Raw genomic sequence first — 20,729 nt, 5'->3', positions numbered from 1 at the left:
GGGAACCGGGTCGTACAGGAAGCAGGCAGTGTAGCCGAACGTCCCGGCCGGGACCGGACCCGGGCGGATGGTGCGCCTGGCCCAGGCGGCCGCTCAATGCGCCCAGGGCCGCCCGATCGCGACCTTCACCGCGCGCACGCCCGGTTGCGCGCGCAGGGCGTCCAGCAGCGGCGGCGCCACCCGCACCGCGTTGCCGCCGTTGAGGTCGAGCACGCCGGTCACGGCCTGGCCCTCGCGGCCGACCTGCAGGTGCAGGCGCAATGGCGTGACGCCGGGGCGATGCCGGGCCAGGACGGTGTCGATCTGCTGCCAGGCCTGCGGATCGCGCAGGTCCACGCGCAGTGACAGGCGCTGCGCGTGCTGGGCGCACAGGTGCTCGAAATCCCAGGCCTGCTTCAGGCGCAGGCTCCAGCCGCCGTTGAATTCGTCCTCGCGCAGGCCGCCCTGCACGATCAATACGCGGTCGCGCACCAGCAGGCTGGACAGGTCGGCCGCCGCTTCGGCGAACACGCCGCATTCGAGCCGGCCGCGGCCGTCCTCCAGTTGCACGAACACCTGGCTGTCGCCCTTGCGGCGGATGCCGACCACCAGGCCCGCCACCACCACCTGCACTTCCGGGCGCCAGCCGCGCTTTTCGCCCTGCGGTGCCGCGCCCCACAGGCGGTCCAGCTCGCCCAGGTCGGCGCCGACCAGTTGCCGCACTTCCTCGCGGTACGGGTCGAAGGGATGGCCGCTGAGGTAATGGCCCAGGGTGTCGCGTTCGCCGTCCAGCAACTGGCGCAGGCTCCATTCCTGCGCCTCGGGCAGCTCCAGTGCCAGCGCCGGGCCGGCATCGGCAGAGGGCATGCCGAACAGCGAGACCTGGCCGGCGGCCGCCTCCCTGGCCATCTGGTCGGTGGCCTTCATCACTTCGGGCAATTGCAGCATCAGGGTGGCGCGGTTGCGGCCCAGCGCATCCATCGCGCCTGCATTGACCATCGCCTCCAGCGCACGCCGGTTGAGCTTGGTTGAATCCACCCGCCGGCAGAAATCCAGCAGGTCGCGGTAGTCGCCGCCGTGCTCGCGCTCGGCCACGATCACCTCGCACAGGCCACGGCCCACGCCCTTGATCGCGCCCAGGCCGTAGCGCACGGTGGTCGCGTCCACCGCCTCGAACATGTAGCGCGAGTCGTTCACCGTCGGCGGCAGCACGGTCAGGCCCAGCCCGCGCGCCTCGGCCAGGAAGTCGACCACCTTCTCGGTCTTGTCCATGTCCGAGGACAGGGTGGCGGCCATGAACTCGGCCGGGTAGTGCTTCTTCAGCCACGCGGTCTGGTAGGCGACCAGCGAGTAGGCGGCGGCGTGCGACTTGTTGAAGCCGTAGCCGGCGAACTTCTCCATCAGGTCGAAGATCTCGTCGGCCTTCTTCTGGTCGACCCCGCCGCCGGCCGCGCCCTCGCGGAAGATCTCGCGGTGCTTGGCCATCTCGGCCGGCACCTTCTTGCCCATCGCCCGGCGCAGCAGGTCGGCGCCGCCCAGCGAGTAGCCGCCGACGATCTGCGCCATCTGCATGACCTGCTCCTGGTAGACCATGATCCCGTAGGTCTCTTCGAGCATCGCCCGGGTGCGCGGATCCGGATATTCGAACTCCTCCGCGCCGTGCTTGCGCGCCACGAACGAGGGGATCATCTCCATCGGCCCGGGCCGGTACAACGCGTTCAGCGCGATCAGGTCCTCGAAGCGGTCGGGCCTGGCATCCTTCAGCGCGCGGCGCATGCCCGGCGATTCGAACTGGAACACCGAGCCGGTATTGCCATTGGCGAACACGTCGCGGTACACGCTGGCGTCGTCCAGCGGCAGGGTGGCGATGTCCAGTGGCGGGATGTCGGCGCGGGCATGGCGCTGGTTGATCGCCTTCACCGCCCAGTCGATGATCGTCAGCGTGCGCAGGCCGAGGAAGTCGAACTTGACCAGCCCGATGGCCTCCACGTCGTCCTTGTCGAACTGGGTGACCGGGTTGCGGCCCAGGCCGTCGCGGTCATGTTCGGCGAACAGCGGGCAGAACGTGTGCAGCGGTTCGGGCGCGATGACCACGCCGCCGGCGTGCTTGCCGGCGTTGCGGGTGAGGTCTTCGAGCTGGCGCGCCAGGTCGATCAGGTCGCGCACGTCCTCCTCGGCCTCGTAGCGCCCGATGAGCTCGTCCGAGCGCATCTCGCTGTCCTTGCCTTCGCCCATCGCATCCTTGAGCGAGATGCCCAGGATGTTGGGGATCAGCTTGGCCACGCCGTCGACGAATCCGTAGGGGAAGCCGAGCACGCGGCCGGTGTCGCGCACCACCGCCTTGGCCGCCATGGTGCCGTAGGTGATGATCTGGCTGACCCGGTCGCGGCCGTACCTGGCGGCGACGTAGTCGATCACCTCGTCGCGCCGGTCCATGCAGAAGTCGATGTCGAAGTCGGGCATCGACACGCGTTCGGGGTTGAGGAAGCGCTCGAACAGCAGGTTGTACGGCAGCGGGTCCAGGTCGGTGATCTGCAGTGCCCAGGCCACCAGCGAGCCGGCACCCGAGCCGCGCCCCGGGCCGATCGGGATGCCCTGGGCCTTTCCCCACTGGATGAAGTCGGCAACGATCAGGAAGTAGCCGGGAAACCCCATCTCGATGATGGTGTCCAGCTCGAAATCCAGCCGCGCGATGTAGTCCTCGCGGGTGCGGCCCGGGGCCAGCGGGTTCTTCTGCAGGCGCTGTTCCAGACCGTCGTGGGCCTGCCTGCGGATCCAGCTTTCCAGGGTCTGGTCGGACGGCACCGGGTAGGCAGGCAGCGCGTACTTGCCCAGGGTCAGCTCGAGATTGCAGCGACGCGCCAGCTCCAGGGTGTTGTCCAGCGCGTCCGGCACGTCGGCGAACAGGCTGGCCATGTCTTCGGCCGACTTCAGGTATTGCTGCGCGCTGTAGTCGCGCGGGCGCTTGGGGTCGTCCAGCACCCGGCCCGACGCGATGCACACGCGTGCCTCGTGCGCATCGAAGCCGGATGCATCCAGGAAGCGCACGTCATTGGACGCCACCACCGGGATCCCGCGCGCGGCCGAGGCGTGCAGGGCGAAGGCGTTGAATGCGTCCTCGCCGTCGCGGCCGGTGCGCACCAGCTCCAGGCACAGGTTGCCGTCGAAGGCGCGCTGCCAGTCGAGCAGTTGCTGCTCGGCCAGGTCGTGGCGGTGCTCGGCGGCCAGGCGCCCGGCCAGGCTCTCGCGCCCGGCCAGCAGCACCAGCCCCTGGCTGCACTCGCGCAGCCATTGCGGCGTCACCACCACGCCGCCCTCGGTGCGGTGGCCTTCCATCCATGCGCGGCTGAGCAGGTGCGAGAGGTTGAGATAGCCGGCGTGGTCGCGCACCAGTGCGGTGATCCGCCACGGCGCCTCGCCGGGCCCGGACGCCACCGCCAGGTCGGCGCCGGCGATGGGCTTGATGCCCACCGCTTCGGCGGCCTTGTAGAACTTGATCAGGGCGAACAGGTTGTTGAGGTCGGTCACCGCCAGTGCCGGCAACCCCAGTTCCACCGCCCGGCTGAGCAGGTTGGCCTGTTTGGCCTTGGCCGGATCGGCGTGATCGGGTTTGTCAGGCACGCGGATGGTCGAGTCCGCAAGCGAAAACTCGGTGTGGACGTGGAGGTGGACGAACCCGGACATGCGCGCCGAGGGTACCGGCGGGGGGGAGGGGGGACAAGGCTTGACCGCGGCGCGCGCACGGGCGCGTAGGCGGCACCGGGCGGATCGGCCATCATGCCCGGGTCCTGCCACCGGAACCGCCCATGCAGCCAGTTGGCTCCCCCCTGCAGCCCACCGCCCCCGCGCAGCGCATCGCCATCCTTGATGCCCTGCGCGGTTTCGCCCTGTGCGGCATCCTGCTGATGAACATCGAGACCTTCGTGATGCCGGTGCTGGCATCCACCAGCGGCCTGGACCCGACGTTGACCGGTGCCGACCGGGTGGCCGATGCGCTGGTCTACTTCCTTGTCCAGGGCAAGTTCTACGTCCTGTTCTCGCTGCTGTTCGGGATGGGCTTTGCGGTGATGTCGCAGCGTGCCGAGGCGGCGGGCCGCCCGTTTTCCGGGATCTACTGGCGCCGTGGCCTGGTCCTGCTGGGCATCGGCCTGGTCCATGCGCTGCTGGTGTGGTCCGGCGACATCCTGGTGCTGTACGCGCTGCTGTCGTTCCTGCTTTTGGCGTTCCGCCATCTGTCCGCGCGCTGGCTGGGCTGGCTGGGGGCGCTGGCCTGCCTGGTCGGCCCGGCGCTGGTGCTGTTGCTGGGGCTGATGGCCTGGGTGGCGGCGCAGGCGCCGGACATGGCCGCCGAGTGGAACGATGCGATGGCCACCCAGGCCGGGGACATGCGCCAGCTCACCGCCGACGCGCTGCATGCCTACGGTCCCGCGGGCAGCTACACCGAGGCCGTGGTGCAGCGTGGGCGCGAGGTTGCGCTGTTCATGTCCGGGTTGCCGGTGTTCGGGCCGCTGGTGTTCGGCGTGTTCCTGCTGGGTGCGGCGTTTGCGCGCAGCGGTGCGATTGCCGCCCCGGAGCGGCACCGGCGCCTGTTCGCATTGCTGCGCTGGCTGGCATTGCCGGCGGGGCTGGCGCTGATGGGCGCCTCGATGGCCGTCACCCCGACCTTGCCGGCCGACCGCCTGGACCTGGAATCGATGCTGGCCCAGGCGCTGTCGCTGCTGGCCAGCGTGCTGATGTGCCTGGGTTACGTGGGCTGGCTGGTGCGCCTGCTGCGCAGCGGCGTTGGCGCGCGTGTGGGCGCGTGGTTCGCACCGGCCGGGCGCATGGCCCTGACCAACTACCTGGTGCAGTCGGTGGTGTGCACGCTGCTGTTCTACGGCTATGGCCTGGGCTTGCTGGGGCAACTGCCGCGCGCCTGGCAGGTGCCGTTCGTGCTGCTGCTGTTCGCGCTGCAGGCCATCGCCAGCCACCTGTGGCTGTCGCGCATGCGCTTTGGCCCGGTGGAATGGCTGTGGCGCTCGCTGACCTACCTGCAGCTGCAGCCGATGCGGCTGCGCAGCTGACGCCGGCAGCCGACGCCCGCGCAGGCACGGACGCGACACTGTTTTCCGGCGCAACCGGGTTCGGTCCAGCCCGGCCGCTCCGCTAGAATCGTCCGGTGAACTCCCCCCCAGACGATGTCCTGATCCTCGGCGGCGGTGCCATCGGCCTGGCCACGGCACTGGCGCTGCTGGAGGCGGGCCGTGGCGTGCGCGTGCTCGAAGCGGCCACCATCGGCGGCGCCACCTCGCACGGCAACTGCGGCACCATCACCCCCAGCCACGCCCCGCCGCTGGCCGCGCCGGGCGTGCCGCTGCGCGCGCTGCGCTGGATGTTCACTCCGGATGCGCCGCTGTACCTCAAGCCGCGCATGGATCCGGTGCTGTGGCGTTGGCTGGTGCGGTTTGCCGGGCGCTGCAACATGCGCGACTGGCTGGCCGCCACCGGCGCCCGCGCGGCCATCCTCAACGACTCGCGCAGCCGGTTGAAGGGGTGGATCGACCAGTACGGGCTGCAGTGCGAGTTCGTGGAGAGCGGGCTGGACTACGTGTTCCGCGACCGCGCCAACTTCGAGCACTACCTGGCCCAGTGCGAGGCACTGGCCGCGGTCGGCATCCGCACCGAGGCGATCGACGGCGCCGATTACCTGCGCCAGGAGCCGGCCCTGCGCGAGGGCCTGGTCGGCGCGCTGCACTTTCCCGACGACGCCCACCTGCGCCCGGACCGTTACACCGCCGAACTTGCGCGGGTGGTGCGCGCACGCGGCGGCGTGATCGAGGAAGGCTGCCGTGCGCAGGCACTGCAGCCGCATGCCGATGGCGTGGAGGTGACCGTGGCCGACGGCAGCCAGCGCCACGGCCGCGAGCTGGTGGTGGCCACCGCCTCGTGGACCCCGGCGCTGGTCAAGCCGCTGGGCCTGAAGGTGCCGATCCAGCCGGGCAAGGGCTACTCGATCACCTGGTCGCGCCCGGCCCTGGCCCCGCGCCGGCCGCTGGTGCTGAAGGATCGCTCGGTGTTCGTCACCGCCTGGCAGGACGGTTTCCGCCTGGGCAGCACGATGGAGTTCTCCGGCTACGACAGCACGCTCAACACGGTGCGCCTGGCCGCGCTGGAGCGCGCCGCGCACGAGTACCTGCACACGCCGGCCGGCCCGGAACTGCGCGAGAAATGGTATGGCTGGCGGCCGATGACCTGGGACGACCTGCCGGTGCTGGGCCGCACCCCGCGCCACCCTCACGTGTGGTTGGCGGCCGGACACGGCATGCTGGGCATCAGCATGAGCGTGGCCACCGGCCAGCTCATCGCCGACCTGGTCACCGGCCGCGCGCCGGCCATCGACCCTGCGCCCTACCGGGTGGAGCGCTTCCAGTAAGGAGAGAGCCGCATGAGCCAGCGCCGCGACCCAACCCCTGTCCAGGCCGACTTCGACCTGGTCGTGATCGGCGGTGGCTCCGGCGGGCTGGCCGGCGCCTTCCGCGCCGCCGGGCATGGTGCGCGGGTGGCGCTGCTGGAACCAGGCGAGTTCGGCGGCACCTGCGTCAACCTCGGCTGCGTGCCGAAGAAGGCGATGTGGCTGGCCGCCGACCTGGCCGGGCGCATCGCCCTGGCTGCCGACCTGGGCTTCGACCTGGCGCTGCCGCCCACCCTGGACTGGGAGGCGCTGGTGGCGCATCGCCAGCGCTACATCGGCAACATCCACGCCAGCTATCGGCGGCGCCTGGACGAGGCCGGCATCGTGACCATGCCGTGCCGGGGCCGCCTGCTCGATGCGCATACCGTGCAGACCGGCGACGGCGTGCAACTTCGCGCCGGGCGGGTGCTGCTGGCCACCGGCGCGCACGCGCAGCGTCCGTCGATTCCCGGCGCCGGGCTGGGCGGCGTGTCCGACGATTTCTTCGACCTGCGCCATGCGCCCGGGCGCGTGGCCCTGGTGGGTGGCGGCTACATCGCGGTGGAGCTGGCCGGCGTGCTGCAGGGCCTGGGCAGCAAGGTGGAGATCTTTGCCCGCGGCCCGCGCCTGCTCTCGCAGATGGATGGGCAGGTGGTGGCGCAGTTGCAGGAGGACATGCGCGCCCATGGCGTGCGCCTGCACCTGGAAGCCTCGGTGCATGCGCTGGAGGACGAGGACGGGCGCGTGCGCGTGCGCCACAAGGGCGGCCTGGATGGCACGGTGCCCGGGACGTTCGACATGGCGCTGTTCGCCACCGGCCGGCGCGCCAACACCGACGACCTGGGCCTGGAGCAGGCCGGCGTGCGCCTGGGCGAGCGCGGCCAGGTATTGGTGGACGAGTGGGAAAACACCTCGGTGGAGGGTGTGCATGCGGTGGGCGATGTGACCGGCAAGCTGGCACTGACGCCGGTGGCCATCGCCGCGGCGCGCAAGCTGATGGACCGGCTGTTCGGTGGCCAGGCCGATGCCAGGCTGGATTACGAACAGATCGCCACCGTGGTGTTCTCGCATCCGCCGCTGGGCACCGTGGGCCTGACCGAGGAGCAGGCGCGCGAGCGCCACGGCGATGCGGTGCGCGTGTACACCTCCGGCTTCCGGCCGATGCTGCAGGCGCTGGCCGATGCGCCGCGGCGCAGCCTGTTCAAGCTGGTGTGCGTGGGCGAGCAGGAGCGGGTGGTCGGCCTGCACCTGCTGGGCGATGCGGCCGACGAGATCCTGCAGGGCTTCGCGGTGGCGGTGAAGATGGGCGTGACCCGGCAGCAGCTGCTGGACACCGTGGCCATCCATCCCACCTCGGCCGAGGAAGTGGTGCTGATGTAACTGGCCGGCGCGCGGCGCGGGCACGGGATGCTCACGGCGGCGTGGCTAGGCTGGGCCTCCTTGCACACCACACAGGAGCCACCATGGGCATCTCGCGCAACGCCAACGCACGCTGGGAAGGCGACCTCAAGGGTGGCCGCGGCACGCTGTCCACCCCGGACAGCGGCCTGCTGTCAGGCACCCGCTATGCCTTCAACAGCCGCTTCGGCCAGGAGAAGGGCACCAACCCCGAGGAACTGGTCGCCGCCGCGCATGCAGGCTGCTTCGCCATGGCCCTGGCGGCCAACCTGGGCGAGGCCGGCTTCACCCCCGAGTCGATCGATGCACGTGCCGAGGTGGACCTGTCGCTGGAAGGCGGCCCGACCCTGTCGCAGATCCGGCTGACCGTCGAAGCCCGCGTGCCGGACATCGACGAGGCCAAGTTCCGCGCCGTGGCCGAGGACACCAAGCAGAACTGCCCGGTGTCCAAGGCCCTGTCGGCCGTGCCGATCACGATGCAGGCCACCCTGGTCTCCTGACCTGCCGGTCTCCCGGCCCGCGGCTGGGCCCCGGTGGCCCCGCGGCCGCAAAACCCGGATAATCCACCGAAGCCGGACGAGGGCAGCTACCCAGCGCGCCTCCGTCCGGCTTTTCCGTGTCGGGGTCCTGCCCCTGCCCCGGGTGCCCCGATGGCACCCGGCCCGGGCAGGTCCGGGCCACGGCACGGTTTCCCATCCCGCGGCCCCGATGGCCGCCAGACATCCAGGAGTTGCCCATCATGGGTCAGTCAGTCGTCGTTCTCGGTGCCCAATGGGGTGACGAGGGCAAAGGCAAGATCGTCGATCTGCTCACCGAGGGCATCGGTGGCGTGGTCCGCTTCCAGGGCGGGCACAACGCCGGCCACACCCTGGTCATCAACGGCAAGAAGACGGTGCTGCACCTGATCCCGTCCGGCATCCTGCGCGACGACGCGCTGTGCCTGATCGGCAACGGCGTGGTGATCTCGCCCGCAGCCCTGCGCAAGGAGATCGACGAGCTGGAAGCCTCCGGCGTGGAAGTGCGCAGCCGGCTGAAGATCAGCCCCGCCGCACCGCTGATCATGCCGTACCACATTGCCCTGGATCAGGCCCGAGAGAAGGCCGCCGGCGGCAAGGCCATCGGCACCACCGGCCGCGGCATCGGCCCGGCCTATGAAGACAAGGTGGCGCGTCGCGGCATCCGCATCGCCGACCTGCACTATCCCGACCAACTGGCCGACCAGCTGCGCGCCGCGCTGGACTACCACAACTTCGTCCTGACCAAGTACCTGGGCGTGGACGCGGTGGATTTCCAGCAGACCCTGGACGAGGCGCTGGCCTTCGGCGATTACGTCGAGCCGATGAAGTCCGATACCGCCGGCATCCTCCACGAGCTGCGCAAGGCCGGCAAGCGCGTATTGTTCGAAGGCGCGCAGGGTGCGCTGCTGGACATCGACCACGGCACCTATCCCTACGTCACCAGCTCCAACACCACCGTGGGCGGAGCACTGGCCGGTACCGGCGTGGGCGCCGACGCCATCGACTACGTGCTGGGCATCGCCAAGGCCTACGCCACCCGCGTGGGCGGCGGCCCGTTCCCGACCGAGCTGGACGATGAAGTGGGGCAGGGCATCCGCGACCGCGGTGCCGAATACGGCGCCTCCACCGGCCGCCCGCGCCGCTGCGGCTGGATGGACATCGTCGCGCTCAAGCGCGCCGTGGCCATCAACGGCATCTCCGGCCTGTGCATCACCAAGCTCGACGTGCTCGACGGCATGAAGACGCTCAAGGTGTGCATCGCCTACGAGTACCGCGGCAAGCGCACCGAGTACGCCCCGCTGGATGCGCAGGGCTGGGAAGAGATCACCCCGGTGTACCTGGAGTTCCCGGGCTGGACCGAGAACACCCACGGCGTGACCGTGTGGGAAGAACTGCCGCCCGCCGCCCGCGCCTACCTGCGCGCGCTGGAGGAGCTGGCCGGCTGCCCGATCAGCATCGTCAGCACCGGCCCGGACCGCGACCACACCATGGTGCTGCAGGATCCGTTTGCCTGAGGGTCCACCGGGGGCACGCTTGCACCGCCCCCGGAAAGTTGGTGCCCCGCATGAAGGAAGCCCCGCGAAAGCGGGGCTTCGTGTTTTCTGGCGGCGGGAGCAGGCCGCGCTCGCACTGCGCGCGCTCCGATGGCTAACCGGGAGCAGCTACTGCGCGGCGGTGCGTGCGCGCTTGCCCGCGCTGCGCCGCCCCAGGCGGGTCTGCGCGAATTCCGGGAAGGTTTCGGCCAGCGGCTGCGTATCGGGCAGGACGTAGAACACACCGCCATTCTCGAACGTCGGGCGGATGACCTGCTCGTAGAACGAGGGCGAGACGTTGATGCAGCCGTGGGTGATGCGGTTGTCGTCCGGCGTCGGCGATTCCAGGCGTTCGGCGCGCTTCTCGGCCGGCACGCCAGTGGCGGTCGGGTGGATGGACACGGCCGATTCGTAGTCCACCCACAGCACGCGCCCCGCATCGATGGACGGGCCGTAGCCGCCCACGAAGCGGCCGGCAGGCGTGGTGCGGTCACGGCCCGGAATCTCGCGCAGCGCCAGGCCGGCAATGCCGGGCGCCGTATGGTCGCCGACGGCCGAGCCGAACAGCCCGGGCGCTGCGCCCTGGAGCTTGCCGTCTCCACCGAATACCAGCACCTGCGCGGCGGCCTTGTCGATCACCGCAAACGGATAGCCCTGGTTGTCCCGGGTGCCGACAACCCAGCCGGCGAGATTGATCACCGCCTTGGATACTTTCTGCTTGCGCGGAAGCTCGTCGAGCGCAGCGACCGGCTGCGCCGCGGCATCTCCGACGAAGCCCGCGCCGACGGCGGCGAGCGCCAACGCAAGCACGGCATGAGCCGCCCAGGCGGCAGGACAGGTACGCGTACGGATGGGATGACTCCAGCAATCAGGAAAGCGGATGAATCAGGATCCGGTGGCCCCCCTGCCACCGGATCCCGTGTCCCGACCGTTCATTGCGAACGGTGCAGGACCGCGGTCAGCCCCGCGGCGTGCGACGCTTGGCCGCCTCGAGCTTCTGCACGCGGCTTTCGATCTGGTCCAGCCGCTGGTTGGCCTGCTGCGCCGACTGATTGGCCGATTCGGCGCTCTGCGCGGCGCCCTGGACCCTGTTGTCGAGCTGATCGAGGCGCGAGTTGATCGCCGCGAAATCATCGTCATAGGTTGCGCAGCCGCCGAGTGCCACGGTAGCCACGAGCGCCACGCCGAGCGTGCGGGCCAGCATTCGATGTTGCCTGGTGTACATGCATATCTCCTTCGCCTAGGGGGAACGGGAATATAACGCGGTCATCTGTTAACAACCCGTTGGGGAGCAAGCTTGCCTGCAGGCGAACCTGCTGCAGGGATTGCATGGTGGCCAGCACGCCTGCGCAGGGCTCGCAGCCGCTTGTCATTTGTCCGGTTTCAGCAGCGTGGAAGGCAGCGTCGCCACGCAGTGCCCCAGCAGGTCGGCCAGCTGCTCCTGTTCGGCAGGTGAAAGCACGCCCAGCGCGCCGTCAATCACCTCCTGAGCGACTTCGGCGCCGCGCATCACCAGGTCGCGTCCCGTTGCGGTGATCCGGAACGACATCACCCGGCCCAGCCAGGGATGCGGCTCGCGCGTCACCAACCGGCAGCGGCCCAGGCGCAGCAGGATCTGGTGCATGGTCTGCGGCGACACCCCGCTCATCCGCGCCAGGTCCGCGTTGGAAGAGCCGGGGTGCTCCAGCAGGTGCATGAGCACCAGTGCCTGCGGCCGCGACAGCTCGATGCCGTGCTCGCGCAAGCGCTCCTCGATGAGCGCGGTCAGGCCCAGGTGCAGGCGCTTGACCAGCGAGGTGGCGCGGTAGGCGTCGGAATTCCTGAACGCATGCAGGGGGCTGGCGTTTTTTTTGGTCATCGGGCCACCGCGACGGGTTTCGCAAGTTGTCAGTGTGCTGATAGGATATCAGCATTCTGATACGAGCCATCCCCACATGCTTGCCAATCCCCTGCGCGCACTGGCCGTTGCCGGCCTGCTGGCCCTGGCTGCCTGCGGCGACGACGCGCCCGGCGAACCGGTGCCGAGCCTGACCGTATCGCTGGCCACGCCAACGACGCGTGAGGTCGTGCGCGAGGTGGTGGCCTCGGGCGCGGTGGCCGCGTGGGAAGAAGTGGCGGTGGGCGTGGAGCTCTCCGGCCTGCGCGTGTCCAGCGTCGAGGTGGAGGTAGGCAGCGTGGTGCGGCAGGGCGACGTGCTGTTGCGCCTGGACGATCGCACCATGGCCTCGCAGCTGGCGCAGTCCGAGGCGCAGGTGCGCGAGGCCAGCACCAACCTCGAGACCGCCCGGCGCAGGGCCGCGCGCGTGCGCGAGCTGGCCGACTCGCAGATGGTCGCGCTGCAGGACGCCGAGGAGGCCGAGGCCCAGCGCGACAACGCGCAGGCGCAGCTCAACACCGCCATCGCCAGCCGCGACGCCGCGCGCGTGCAGCGCGACTTCACCGTGGTGCGCGCGCCGGTGGACGGCGTGGTCTCGGCGCGCAGCGTGCAGCCTGGGCAGGTGGTGGGTGCCGGCGGCGAACTGCTGCGCCTGATCCGCGATGGCCGCCTGGAGTGGCGCGCGGAACTGGCCGAGAACGACCTGCTGCTGGTCGCGCCGGGCATGGTCGTGCAGGTGGAGACCCCCGGCGGCCCGGTGGCCGGCACGGTGCGCCGCGTTTCGCCCGCGCTCGACGTGCGCAGCCGCACCGGCACCGTGTTCGCCGACCTGCCCGAGCCCGGGCCGCTGCGCGCCGGCATGTTCGCCCAGGGCCGCATCGCCCTGGGCCGCGCCAGCGCGCTGCTGGTGCCGGGCGACGCGGTTGTATACCGCGACGGCCGCGCCTTCGTGTTCAGCGTCGACGGCGAAGGCCGCGTGCGCGAGCACCTGATCGAGGCCGGCGCGCGCCACGGCGATGCGGTGGAAGTGCGCTCGGGCCTGGAGCCGGCGCAGAAGGTGGTGGCGCGCGGCGCGGGCTTCCTGGGCGATGGCGACCTGGTGCGGGTGGTGGAATGAACTTCTCCGCCTGGTCCATCCATCGCCCGCTGCCGGCGATCCTGGTCTTCATCCTGCTCACGGCTGCCGGCCTGGTCGCGTTCAACCGCCTGGCCGTCTCGCAGTTTCCCGACCTGACCGTGCCGGTGGTCAACGTCACCGTTACGTTGCCCGGCGCCAGTCCCAGCACGCTCGAAACCCAGGTCACGCGCAAGGTCGAGGACGCCACCGCCAGCATTCCCGACCTGCGCAACATGGTCTCGATCGTCAACGAGGGCGTATCGACCACCGTGCTCACCTTCGAGATCGAGAAGGACGGCACCATCGCCAAGGACGAGGTGCGCGACGCCATCGACCGCGTGCGCATCGACCTGCCGGCCGACGTCGAGCCGCCGATCGTCTCCCTGGTCAACGTCACCGGCGGCGACATGATCAGCTTCGCCGTCACCGCCGATGGCTGGAGCGACGAGGAGCTGAGCTGGTTCATCGACGACACCGTGTCCAAGCGCCTGTTCGCGGTGCCGGGCGTGGGCGCGGTGCGCCGCATCGGCGGCGTGAACCGCGAGATCCGCGTGGACCTGCGCCCCGAGGCGGTGCAGGGCTTCGGCGTGAGCCCGGCGCTGCTGTCGCAGCAGCTGGCGCAGATCCAGCAGGAGCAGCCGGGCGGGCGCACCACCGTGGGCGGCGGCGAGCAGGCCGTGCGCACCCTGGGCACGGTGAGCAACGCGCGCGAGCTGGAGGACTTCCCGATCTTCGTGCCCGACGGGCGCAGCGTGCGCCTGTCCACCATCGCCGACGTCAGCGACGGCCATGCGCCGCTCACCCAGCGCACCACGCTCGACGGCAAGCCGGTGATCGGCTTCGCCGTGCAGCGCACCACCAATTCCAGCGAGGTCGACGTCGGCAACGCCGTGCGCGCCAGCATCGCGAAGCTGCAGGAGCAGGAGCAGCGCCTTCGCATCGTCGAAGTGGGCTCGACCACCGAGGTGGCCGAGAACTCCTACGAATCGTCCATGCACATGCTCTACGAGGGCGCGCTGCTGGCGGTGGCCGTGGTGTTCCTGTTCCTGCGCGACTGGCGCGCCACCTTCATCTCCGCCGTGGCTCTGCCGCTGTCGATCATCCCGACCTTCGCGGTGATGTACTGGTTCGGCTTCAGCCTCAACATGATCACCCTGCTGGCGCTGGCCGTGGTGGTGGGCATCCTGGTGGACGACGCCATCGTGGAGGTGGAGAACATCGACCGCCACCTGCGCATGGGCAAGACGCCCAAGCAGGCCGCGCTGGAGGCCGCCGACGAGATCGGCCTGGCGGTGATCGCCACCTCGTGCACGCTGGCCGCGGTGTTCATCCCGGTGGCCTTCATGCCGGGCATCCCCGGCAAGTTCTTCCGCGAGTTCGGCTGGACCGCGGCCTCGGCGGTGCTGTTCTCGCTGCTGGTGGCGCGCCTGATCACGCCGATGATGTCGGCCTACCTGCTCAAGCCCATGCCCGAGCACAAGGGCGATTCGAAGCTGATGCAGTGGTACCTGCGCTGGGCCGACCGCGCGCTGCGCCATCGCAACCGCACCCTGGTCGCGGCGCTGGCGATCTTCATCGGCTCGCTGGCGCTGCTGCCGATCCTCAAGGTGACCTTCATCCCGCCCAGCGACGGCATCTTCAGCACCGTGCTGGTGGAACTGCCGCCGGGCACCGCGCTGGGCACCACCCGCCAGGTGGCCGAGACCGCGCGCCAGCGCATCGAGGACATTCCGGAGATCGAGCATGTCTTCGTCACCGCCGGCAGCACCAGCGGCGCCAACGGCCCGGCCGGCGACATGACCAGCGCCGAGCTGCGCAAGGCCACGCTGCTGATCCGCTGGGCCGAGGACCGCGACGCCACCCAGTACGAGCTCGAAGCGCGCGTGCGCGAGCGCCTGGCCGACCTGCCCGGCGCGCGCCTGAGCTTCCAGGGCGGCGAACCCGGCCGCGCCCTGCAGCTGGTGCTGGCCGGCGACGACCCGGTCAAGCTCGCCGCCGCCTCGCGCGAGGTGGAGCGCGAGATCCGCCAGCTGCCGGGCCTGGGCACCGTCAGCTCGTCGGCATCCCTGGTGCGCCCGGAAGTGATCGTGCGCCCCGATGCCGCGCGCGCCGCCGACCTTGGCGTGTCCACCGCCGACATCGCCGCCGCCACCCGCGTGGCCACCCGCGGCGACTACGAGCAGTTCCTGGCCAAGCTCAACCTGCCCGAGCGCCAGGTGCCGATCCGCGTGCAGTTGAACGAGGAAGCGCTGTCCGACCCGACCCTTCTGGGCCAGCTGCGCGTGCCCACCGCCGGCGGCGGCAGCGTGCCGCTTGCGGCGGTGGCCGAGATCACCACCGCCAGCGGCCCATCGCAGATCGACCGCTACGACCGCCGTCGCAACGTCACGATTACCGTCGACCTCAACGGCCAGGCCATGGGCGAGGTGGAAGGCCAGATCGACGCGCTGCCCTCGCTGCAGAACCTGCCGCCGGGCGTGGTGCGCCAGGCCGCCGGCGACAGCGAGATCTTCGCCGAGATGTTCGGCGGCTTCGCCATGGCCATGGTGGCCGGCATCTTCTGCGTGTACGGCGTGCTGCTGCTGCTGTTCAACCACGCCAGCCAGCCCATCACCATCCTGGTGGCGGTGCCGCTGGCCGCCGGCGGCGCGTTCGGCGCGCTGCTGATCACCGGCCTGGACATCTCGCTGTCGGTGCTGATCGGCCTGATCCTGCTGATCGGCATCGCGGTCAAGAACTCCATCCTGCTGGTGGACTACGCGGTCATGGCCGAGAAGGAGGGCATGGCCCGCCACGAGGCCCTGATGGACGCCTGCCACAAGCGCGCCCGCCCCGTGATCATGACCACCATGGCCATGGGCGCCGGCATGCTGCCCATCGCCCTGGGCCTGACCGCCGACGCCAGCTTCCGCATGCCCATGGCCGTGGCCGTGATCGGCGGCCTGATCACCTCCACCATCCTCAGCCTGGTGGTCGTCCCCGCCGCCTTCACCCTGGTGGACGACGCCGAGGAATGGCTGGTCTCCAAGTTCCGCCGCCGCACCCCCGCCGCTGCCTGACGCCTTGCTCCCTCCCCCGCAAAGCGGGGGAGGGCTGGGTGGGGCCCCCGAAGCCCCACAATCCACTCCCCGACGCCCAGCCCCGGAGTCCCCGATGCCAACCCCCCGACTCCCCATCGCCCAGGCCCGCCGCCTCGCCGCCCTGGTTCTTGCCGCCGTGTGCCTGCTCCCGCACGCCACCGCCGGCAACCCGCCGTCCGGCAACGGCACACCCCAGGCCCCCGCACTCTCCCGCTTCGCCAACCCCGTCGATGGCATCCACACCGGCGGCCGCATCACCGCCGAAGACCTGCCCGCCCTGCGCGCCGCCGGCATCACTCACGTCATCGACCTCACCCCGGGCGCCGAAACCCCCGACTTCGACGAAGCCGCCGCCGTCCGCGGCGCCGGCCTGTCCTACGCCAACCTGCCCATCGCCGGCCCCGCCGACCTCAGCCGTGAATCCGTCGACGCCTTCGACCAGCTGCTTCGCGACACTCAAGGCCCGACGCTGGTCCACTGCGCCAGCGGCAATCGCGTCGGCGCACTGGCTGCGCTGCGCGCCGTCTGGCTGGAGGGCGCCGAAGAGGAAGCCGCCATCGCCGAAGGCCGCCGCTGGGGCCTGCGCAGCCTGGAAGGCAAGGTCCGCGAGCAGCTGGCGCGCGACCGCTGCCTGGCATTGGCGCCGGGACAGGATGCGGCCGCGGCGTGCGCCGCAGGCGGATGACCCGGTATTCGCCACTCGCGAACAGCGAGCGGAGACCGTGCAAGGTCGGCATCTGAAGCTGGCCCTCTCCACCGTTGCCGGGGACCGCAGGTGAGCCTGTCTCCCGGCGGGCCGGCCGCTTCCGGAGCCCGGCCAGCAAATCGCACTATCGCGACAGCGGCAGCCAGAGCCACAGCGCCACCAGCGTCGCCAGCAGGACCGGTGGCGTCAGCACCAGTCCGACCTTCATGTACTGGCCCCACGTGATCCGCTGCCCCTTGCCTGCGAGCACGTGCAGCCACAGCAGGGTGGCAAGCGAACCGATGGGCGTGAGCTTGGGCCCCAGGTCGTTGCCGACGACGTTGGCGTACAGCATCAGCTCGCGGGTCGCCGCCGGGACGTCGGCGCCGTCGATGGCCAGCGCACCGACGAGGGTCGCCGGCATGTTGTTCATGACCGACGCCAGGGCGGCCACGGCGAAGCCCGTGCCCACGCCCGCCACGAACGTCCCTTGCGCGGCCAGCCATTCGAGCACGCCGGTCGCCGCAGCCGTCAGCCAGGCATTGCCCAGCCCGTAGACCACCAGGTACATCCCGAGCGAGAACAGCACGATCTGCCAGGGCGCGCCGCGCAGGATCGCAGGCAGCGCCATCGTGGCGCCCCGGCCGCCGGTCGCCCAGCGTCCCGCGATGGCCATCAGCAGCAGCGCGGCCGCGCCGGTCACCAGCGAGATCGGCACGCCGAGCGGCCCGGTAGCGAAGTAGGCCAGCAGCAGCAGCGCCAGCAGCGGCAGCGCGGCCCTGAAGACGGCGTGGTCGCGGATCGCCAGGCGCGGCGCCTCCAGCTCCCCGACCGCGTAGGAGACGCGGATGTCGTTGCGGAACCAGAGACACAGCACCAGCAACGTCGCGACGACCGACACCAGGTTCACCGGCACCATGACCGCCGCGTAGCGACCGAACGACACGTCGAAGAAATTCGCGGTGACGATGTTCACCAGGTTCGAGACCACCAGCGGCAGGCTCGCGGTATCGGCGATGAAGCCGCAGGCCACGGTGAAGGCCAGCGCCCCGGCGGGCGGAAAATGCAGGCGCAGCAGGATGGCCAGCACGATCGGCGTCAGCAGCAGCGCCGCGCCGTCGTTCGCGAACACCGCGGCGATCGCCGCACCCAGGAGCACGATCAGCGGGAACAGCTTCCGCCCGTCTCCGCCACCCCAACGAGCCACGTGCAGGGCGGCCCAGGCGAAGAAGCCCGCCTCGTCCAGGATGAGCGAGATGATGATGAGCGCCACGAAGGTGAAGGTCGCGTCCCAGACGACGCTCCAGACCGTGCCCACATCGCCCCAGCCGACGACGCCGGTGGCAAGGGCAACCGCGGCGCCGCCAAGCGCCGACCAGCCGATGCCGAGACCCCGGGGCTGCCAGACGACGAGCACGAGCGTGACGACGAAGATCGCGAAGGCGAGCATGGCGTTTCCGAAGGCTTCAGATCGAGCGCTGGTCGACGCGCCTGGAGAGCGCTTCGGCGGTTTCGATGCGTTCGGAGTAGCGGTCGGTCAGGTAGGCCGAGCGCCCGCGCACAAGCCAGGTGAACTTCACCAGCTCCTCGCACACGTCCACAACCCGCTGGTAGTAGGCCGACGGCCTCATGCGGCCTGCTTCGTCGAATTCCTGGAACGCCTTGGCGACGGAGGACTGGTTCGGAATGGTGACCATGCGCATCCAGCGGCCCAGCACGCGCAGTTGGTTGACCGCGTTGAAGCTCTGCGAGCCGCCGGAGACCTGCATCACCGCCAGGGTCTTGCCCTGCGTCGGGCGCCTCGCGCCCTGCGCCAGGGGAATCCAGTCGATCTGCGCCTTCATGATTCCCGTCATGGCGCCGTGGCGTTCGGGGCTGACCCACACCATGCCTTCGGACCAGTCCGCCAGCTCGCGCAGCTCGCTCACCTTCGGATGATCGGGCGCCGCGCCATCGGGCAGCGGCAGGGCCTGCGGATCGAAGATGCGCACTTCGCAGCCATACCAGCGCAGCAGCCGGCCGGCCTCTTCGGCCAGCAGGCGCGAGTAGGAACGTTCCCGCAGCGACCCGTAGAGGATCAGGATGCGGGGCGGATGAGCCGGATCGCCCGGCGCGGCCAGTGCGTGGATGTCGATCGGAGCGAGCTGCGCCGGGTCGACATTGGGCAGGTCGATCGCCACGGCATCGCTCATGCGGATGGCTCCGCGGCCGTGACCACCTCGCCGTCTTCCTTGGTGAACGACGCCACCGGGTTGTCCAGCAGCGCCAGGACCTTTTCGGACGGCCGGCACAGCGCTGCGCCCCGTGGGGTCACGACGATGGGGCGGTTGATCAGGATCGGATGCGCGAGCATCGCGTCCACCAGGTCGTCGTCGCTGAGCTCGGGGTTGTCCAGGCCCAGCTCCGCGTAGGGCGTGCCTTTCCGGCGCAGCAGATCGCGGGGCGAGATGCCCATTGCCGCGATGAGTTCGAGCAGCTTCGTGCGGGACGGCGGCGTCCGCAGGTACTCGATCACCTCGGGGCGCTCGCCGGACTGGCGCATCATCTCCAACGTGTTGCGGGAGGTGCCGCAGGCGGGGTTGTGGTAGATCGTCGACGTCGACGGCGGGGAAGGGCTCATGGGCAGGTTTCCGCGGAACAGGAAGCGGGGAGGGGGGCGAGGTCGCCGCAGATCTCCGGATTGCCGGAGCAGCAGTCCTCGGTGAGGAAGGCCAGGAGCTGCCGCATGTGCCCGTAGCTCGCCGCGTACAGGATGCGGCGCCCGTCCCGCCACGAGCGCAGCAGGCCGGCGCGCTCCAGCGTGGTCAGGTGGAAGCTCATGCGGGTGGGCGGGATCGACAGCGCTTCCGCGATCTCGCCCGAGGGCATGCCACCGGGGCCGGCGCGCACCAGCATGCGGAAAGCAGCCAAGCGGTCACCATGGGCGAGTGCAGCAAGGGCGGAGACGGCAGCAGCGTCATTCATGTTGGCACTCTACAAACTTACTTGCAGAATGCAAGGATGAAGACTCGTGGGGAGCGGCCTGGAGCTTCTGCTGGCGTCAAGATCGGCCTGCCTAGGGCCGACCGCGCCGGCTCCGGGTTTACCATCCCGACCATTTCCGCCATCATGCGTTGCAATTGCAACGCATGATGGCCTCACCATGAAAACCGCCTCCCTCCCGTCCCTGCGTGTCGAGCCTGCCCTGCGCGAAGCCGCCGAAGCGGTGCTGCAGGAAGGAGAATCGCTCTCCAGCTTCGTCGAACAATCCGTTCGCGCCCAGGTGGAGCGCCGCCGTCAGCAGGAAGCCTTCATTGCGCGCGGCCTCGCCTCCCGTGACCGCGCACGCGAGCACGGACGGTACGTGGAAGCCGCCGACGTGCTGGACGGCCTCGCGCAGCGATTGGAAAAGGCGCGCAGGAAGGCCGGGTCCACATGACTTTCCGCGTCCGCTTCACGGAGGAAGCGCAGGAAGATCTGGAGCGCCTGTACGACTGGCTGCTCGATCGCAGCGATGGCGACTTCGCGCTCGCCGAGCGTGCGCTCCAGTCCATCCGCGATGCGGTGTCCGTGCTCGAGCTCGCCCCGCTGAGCTGCCGCAAGGCCACAGCGGCCGACCCGTTCCTGCGCGAACTGGTCATCGGCTTCGGGGCCAGCGGCTACGTGCTGCTGTTCGAGGTGGAGGACGCCGCCACCTTGACCGTGCTGGCCGCCAGGCATCAGCGCGAAGACGATTACCACTAAGGAGAGGAAGAATGGCAGCGCCGACGAACGACCTCGATACCCGGTTCTGGTTCCAGCACAGCAACGGCCAGCGTCTTTATCCCTATCGTCTGGTCAACCGCAATACGGGCAAGGCCACGTTCCGCGTTGCCAAGCCGGGAACTGGAGCAAACCGCAAGGAAAACCAGATTGAACTCGACGACGTTGAGGACGTGTATCGCCACGTCTTCGGTCACGGCTGGTCGGTGCGACTGCGTGGCCATGACCCCAAGCTCAACGGCCTGTACAACGCCAAGGGCTACAGCATCGTCAGGACCTCCGAGTCGTAGAGCTGCGGACATATGGAGCTTGCGGGGGATTTGCGTGCGGCCCCGGCTGGCGTGTTGTACTCAGCAGCTTGGTGAACTTGCCT

19 protein-coding genes are annotated in these 20,729 nt (G+C 70.1%); 11 read left to right on the top strand and 8 right to left on the bottom strand.

The window, feature by feature from the left end; genetic code table 11:
- Positions 1–93: 93 nt before the first annotated feature.
- Complete coding sequence (dnaE, locus tag ACEJ41_RS09415; RefSeq protein WP_374012023.1) at positions 94–3,663, bottom strand: DNA polymerase III subunit alpha; 3,570 nt, start codon at positions 3,661–3,663, stop codon at positions 94–96.
- Between the two features lie 122 nt (positions 3,664–3,785).
- Here dnaE and ACEJ41_RS09410 point away from each other — a divergent pair, with 122 nt between their 5' ends.
- The 5 genes from ACEJ41_RS09410 to ACEJ41_RS09390 all read left to right on the top strand — a co-directional run bounded on the left by ACEJ41_RS09410 (position 3,786) and on the right by ACEJ41_RS09390 (position 9,839).
- Positions 3,786–5,042: a DUF418 domain-containing protein gene (locus ACEJ41_RS09410; protein ID WP_374012022.1), complete on the top strand. Its 1,257-nt coding sequence runs from the start codon at positions 3,786–3,788 to the stop codon at positions 5,040–5,042.
- 95 nt (positions 5,043–5,137) lie between these two features.
- Positions 5,138–6,391, top strand: a complete 1,254-nt coding sequence (locus ACEJ41_RS09405; protein ID WP_374012021.1) for an NAD(P)/FAD-dependent oxidoreductase — start codon at positions 5,138–5,140, stop codon at positions 6,389–6,391.
- A gap of 12 nt (positions 6,392–6,403) precedes the next feature.
- Entirely contained in the window at positions 6,404–7,789 is a 1,386-nt protein-coding gene (gorA, locus tag ACEJ41_RS09400; RefSeq protein WP_374012020.1) for a glutathione-disulfide reductase, read from the top strand.
- A gap of 83 nt (positions 7,790–7,872) precedes the next feature.
- Entirely contained in the window at positions 7,873–8,307 is a 435-nt protein-coding gene (locus tag ACEJ41_RS09395) for an OsmC family protein (protein ID WP_374012019.1), read from the top strand.
- Positions 8,308–8,546: 239 nt separating this feature from the next.
- Positions 8,547–9,839 (top strand): adenylosuccinate synthase, encoded by a 1,293-nt coding sequence (locus ACEJ41_RS09390; RefSeq protein WP_374012018.1) that lies wholly within the window; start codon positions 8,547–8,549, stop codon positions 9,837–9,839.
- 147 nt (positions 9,840–9,986) lie between these two features.
- Here ACEJ41_RS09390 and ACEJ41_RS09385 read toward each other — a convergent pair whose 3' ends face one another.
- The 3 genes from ACEJ41_RS09385 to ACEJ41_RS09375 all read right to left on the bottom strand — a co-directional run bounded on the left by ACEJ41_RS09385 (position 9,987) and on the right by ACEJ41_RS09375 (position 11,715).
- On the bottom strand, positions 9,987–10,667 hold the full coding sequence (locus ACEJ41_RS09385; RefSeq protein ID WP_374012017.1) for a hypothetical protein: 681 nt from the start codon (positions 10,665–10,667) through the stop codon (positions 9,987–9,989).
- A gap of 148 nt (positions 10,668–10,815) precedes the next feature.
- Entirely contained in the window at positions 10,816–11,082 is a 267-nt protein-coding gene (locus tag ACEJ41_RS09380; protein WP_374012016.1) for a hypothetical protein, read from the bottom strand.
- A gap of 144 nt (positions 11,083–11,226) precedes the next feature.
- On the bottom strand, positions 11,227–11,715 hold the full coding sequence (locus ACEJ41_RS09375) for a MarR family winged helix-turn-helix transcriptional regulator (protein WP_374012015.1): 489 nt from the start codon (positions 11,713–11,715) through the stop codon (positions 11,227–11,229).
- Between the two features lie 76 nt (positions 11,716–11,791).
- Here ACEJ41_RS09375 and ACEJ41_RS09370 point away from each other — a divergent pair, with 76 nt between their 5' ends.
- The 3 genes from ACEJ41_RS09370 (at position 11,792) to ACEJ41_RS09360 (ending at position 16,615) form a co-directional block, all read left to right on the top strand.
- Positions 11,792–12,850, top strand: a complete 1,059-nt coding sequence (locus tag ACEJ41_RS09370; RefSeq protein WP_374012014.1) for an efflux RND transporter periplasmic adaptor subunit — start codon at positions 11,792–11,794, stop codon at positions 12,848–12,850.
- Positions 12,847–15,909: an efflux RND transporter permease subunit gene (locus ACEJ41_RS09365; protein ID WP_374012013.1), complete on the top strand. Its 3,063-nt coding sequence runs from the start codon at positions 12,847–12,849 to the stop codon at positions 15,907–15,909. The genes ACEJ41_RS09370 and ACEJ41_RS09365 overlap by 4 nt, the downstream gene beginning before the upstream one ends.
- A 94-nt stretch (positions 15,910–16,003) precedes the next feature.
- Complete coding sequence (locus tag ACEJ41_RS09360) at positions 16,004–16,615, top strand: beta-lactamase hydrolase domain-containing protein (protein WP_374012012.1); 612 nt, start codon at positions 16,004–16,006, stop codon at positions 16,613–16,615.
- A gap of 145 nt (positions 16,616–16,760) precedes the next feature.
- On the opposite strand, the gene ACEJ41_RS09355 is transcribed toward ACEJ41_RS09360, so the two are convergent.
- Genes ACEJ41_RS09355 through ACEJ41_RS09340 form a run of 4 tightly spaced genes read right to left on the bottom strand, consistent with a single transcriptional unit; the run spans position 16,761 to position 19,579 of the window.
- Complete coding sequence (locus tag ACEJ41_RS09355) at positions 16,761–18,065, bottom strand: arsenic transporter (protein WP_374012011.1); 1,305 nt, start codon at positions 18,063–18,065, stop codon at positions 16,761–16,763.
- A gap of 16 nt (positions 18,066–18,081) precedes the next feature.
- A complete protein-coding gene (gene arsH / locus ACEJ41_RS09350) occupies positions 18,082–18,807 on the bottom strand; it encodes an arsenical resistance protein ArsH (protein ID WP_374012010.1) in 726 nt (241 codons plus the stop codon).
- On the bottom strand, positions 18,804–19,235 hold the full coding sequence (gene arsC, locus ACEJ41_RS09345) for an arsenate reductase (glutaredoxin) (RefSeq protein ID WP_374012009.1): 432 nt from the start codon (positions 19,233–19,235) through the stop codon (positions 18,804–18,806). The genes arsH and arsC overlap by 4 nt, the downstream gene beginning before the upstream one ends.
- Positions 19,232–19,579: an ArsR/SmtB family transcription factor gene (locus ACEJ41_RS09340; RefSeq protein ID WP_374012008.1), complete on the bottom strand. Its 348-nt coding sequence runs from the start codon at positions 19,577–19,579 to the stop codon at positions 19,232–19,234. Before ACEJ41_RS09340 ends, arsC begins: the two co-directional genes overlap by 4 nt.
- 178 nt (positions 19,580–19,757) lie before the next feature.
- Between ACEJ41_RS09340 and ACEJ41_RS09335 the strand changes: the two genes are divergently transcribed.
- Genes ACEJ41_RS09335 through ACEJ41_RS09325 form a run of 3 tightly spaced genes read left to right on the top strand, consistent with a single transcriptional unit; the run spans position 19,758 to position 20,646 of the window.
- Positions 19,758–20,033 (top strand): YlcI/YnfO family protein, encoded by a 276-nt coding sequence (locus ACEJ41_RS09335; protein WP_374012007.1) that lies wholly within the window; start codon positions 19,758–19,760, stop codon positions 20,031–20,033.
- Positions 20,030–20,338: a type II toxin-antitoxin system RelE/ParE family toxin gene (locus tag ACEJ41_RS09330; protein WP_374012006.1), complete on the top strand. Its 309-nt coding sequence runs from the start codon at positions 20,030–20,032 to the stop codon at positions 20,336–20,338. The genes ACEJ41_RS09335 and ACEJ41_RS09330 overlap by 4 nt, the downstream gene beginning before the upstream one ends.
- Positions 20,339–20,349: 11 nt before the next feature.
- Positions 20,350–20,646 carry a hypothetical protein gene (locus ACEJ41_RS09325; protein ID WP_374012005.1) on the top strand — a complete coding sequence of 99 codons (297 nt, stop codon included), beginning with the start codon at positions 20,350–20,352 and terminating at the stop codon, positions 20,644–20,646.
- The last annotated feature ends 83 nt before the right edge of the window (positions 20,647–20,729 follow it).

It is taken from the genome of Pseudoxanthomonas koreensis, assembly GCF_041890415.1.
GTDB classification, from domain to species: domain Bacteria; phylum Pseudomonadota; class Gammaproteobacteria; order Xanthomonadales; family Xanthomonadaceae; genus Pseudoxanthomonas; species Pseudoxanthomonas koreensis_A.
Note: the sequence above shows the minus strand (reverse complement) of the source record. Positions and strands in the feature narration are given on the sequence as shown.

What these genes read in the sequence shown, in the direction of transcription:
- dnaE (WP_374012023.1), bottom strand. Translation starts at nt 3,663, where the DNA reads ATGTCCGGGTTCGTCCACCTCCACGTCCACACCGAGTTTTCGCTTGCG.
- ACEJ41_RS09410 (WP_374012022.1), top strand. Translation starts at nt 3,786, where the DNA reads ATGCAGCCAGTTGGCTCCCCCCTGCAGCCCACCGCCCCCGCGCAGCGC.
- gorA (WP_374012020.1), top strand. Translation starts at nt 6,404, where the DNA reads ATGAGCCAGCGCCGCGACCCAACCCCTGTCCAGGCCGACTTCGACCTG.
- ACEJ41_RS09395 (WP_374012019.1), top strand. Translation starts at nt 7,873, where the DNA reads ATGGGCATCTCGCGCAACGCCAACGCACGCTGGGAAGGCGACCTCAAG.
- ACEJ41_RS09390 (WP_374012018.1), top strand. Translation starts at nt 8,547, where the DNA reads ATGGGTCAGTCAGTCGTCGTTCTCGGTGCCCAATGGGGTGACGAGGGC.
- ACEJ41_RS09380 (WP_374012016.1), bottom strand. Translation starts at nt 11,082, where the DNA reads ATGTACACCAGGCAACATCGAATGCTGGCCCGCACGCTCGGCGTGGCG.
- ACEJ41_RS09375 (WP_374012015.1), bottom strand. Translation starts at nt 11,715, where the DNA reads ATGACCAAAAAAAACGCCAGCCCCCTGCATGCGTTCAGGAATTCCGAC.
- ACEJ41_RS09370 (WP_374012014.1), top strand. Translation starts at nt 11,792, where the DNA reads ATGCTTGCCAATCCCCTGCGCGCACTGGCCGTTGCCGGCCTGCTGGCC.
- ACEJ41_RS09365 (WP_374012013.1), top strand. Translation starts at nt 12,847, where the DNA reads ATGAACTTCTCCGCCTGGTCCATCCATCGCCCGCTGCCGGCGATCCTG.
- ACEJ41_RS09360 (WP_374012012.1), top strand. Translation starts at nt 16,004, where the DNA reads ATGCCAACCCCCCGACTCCCCATCGCCCAGGCCCGCCGCCTCGCCGCC.
- ACEJ41_RS09355 (WP_374012011.1), bottom strand. Translation starts at nt 18,065, where the DNA reads ATGCTCGCCTTCGCGATCTTCGTCGTCACGCTCGTGCTCGTCGTCTGG.
- arsH (WP_374012010.1), bottom strand. Translation starts at nt 18,807, where the DNA reads ATGAGCGATGCCGTGGCGATCGACCTGCCCAATGTCGACCCGGCGCAG.
- arsC (WP_374012009.1), bottom strand. Translation starts at nt 19,235, where the DNA reads ATGAGCCCTTCCCCGCCGTCGACGTCGACGATCTACCACAACCCCGCC.
- ACEJ41_RS09340 (WP_374012008.1), bottom strand. Translation starts at nt 19,579, where the DNA reads ATGAATGACGCTGCTGCCGTCTCCGCCCTTGCTGCACTCGCCCATGGT.
- ACEJ41_RS09335 (WP_374012007.1), top strand. Translation starts at nt 19,758, where the DNA reads ATGAAAACCGCCTCCCTCCCGTCCCTGCGTGTCGAGCCTGCCCTGCGC.
- ACEJ41_RS09330 (WP_374012006.1), top strand. Translation starts at nt 20,030, where the DNA reads ATGACTTTCCGCGTCCGCTTCACGGAGGAAGCGCAGGAAGATCTGGAG.
- ACEJ41_RS09325 (WP_374012005.1), top strand. Translation starts at nt 20,350, where the DNA reads ATGGCAGCGCCGACGAACGACCTCGATACCCGGTTCTGGTTCCAGCAC.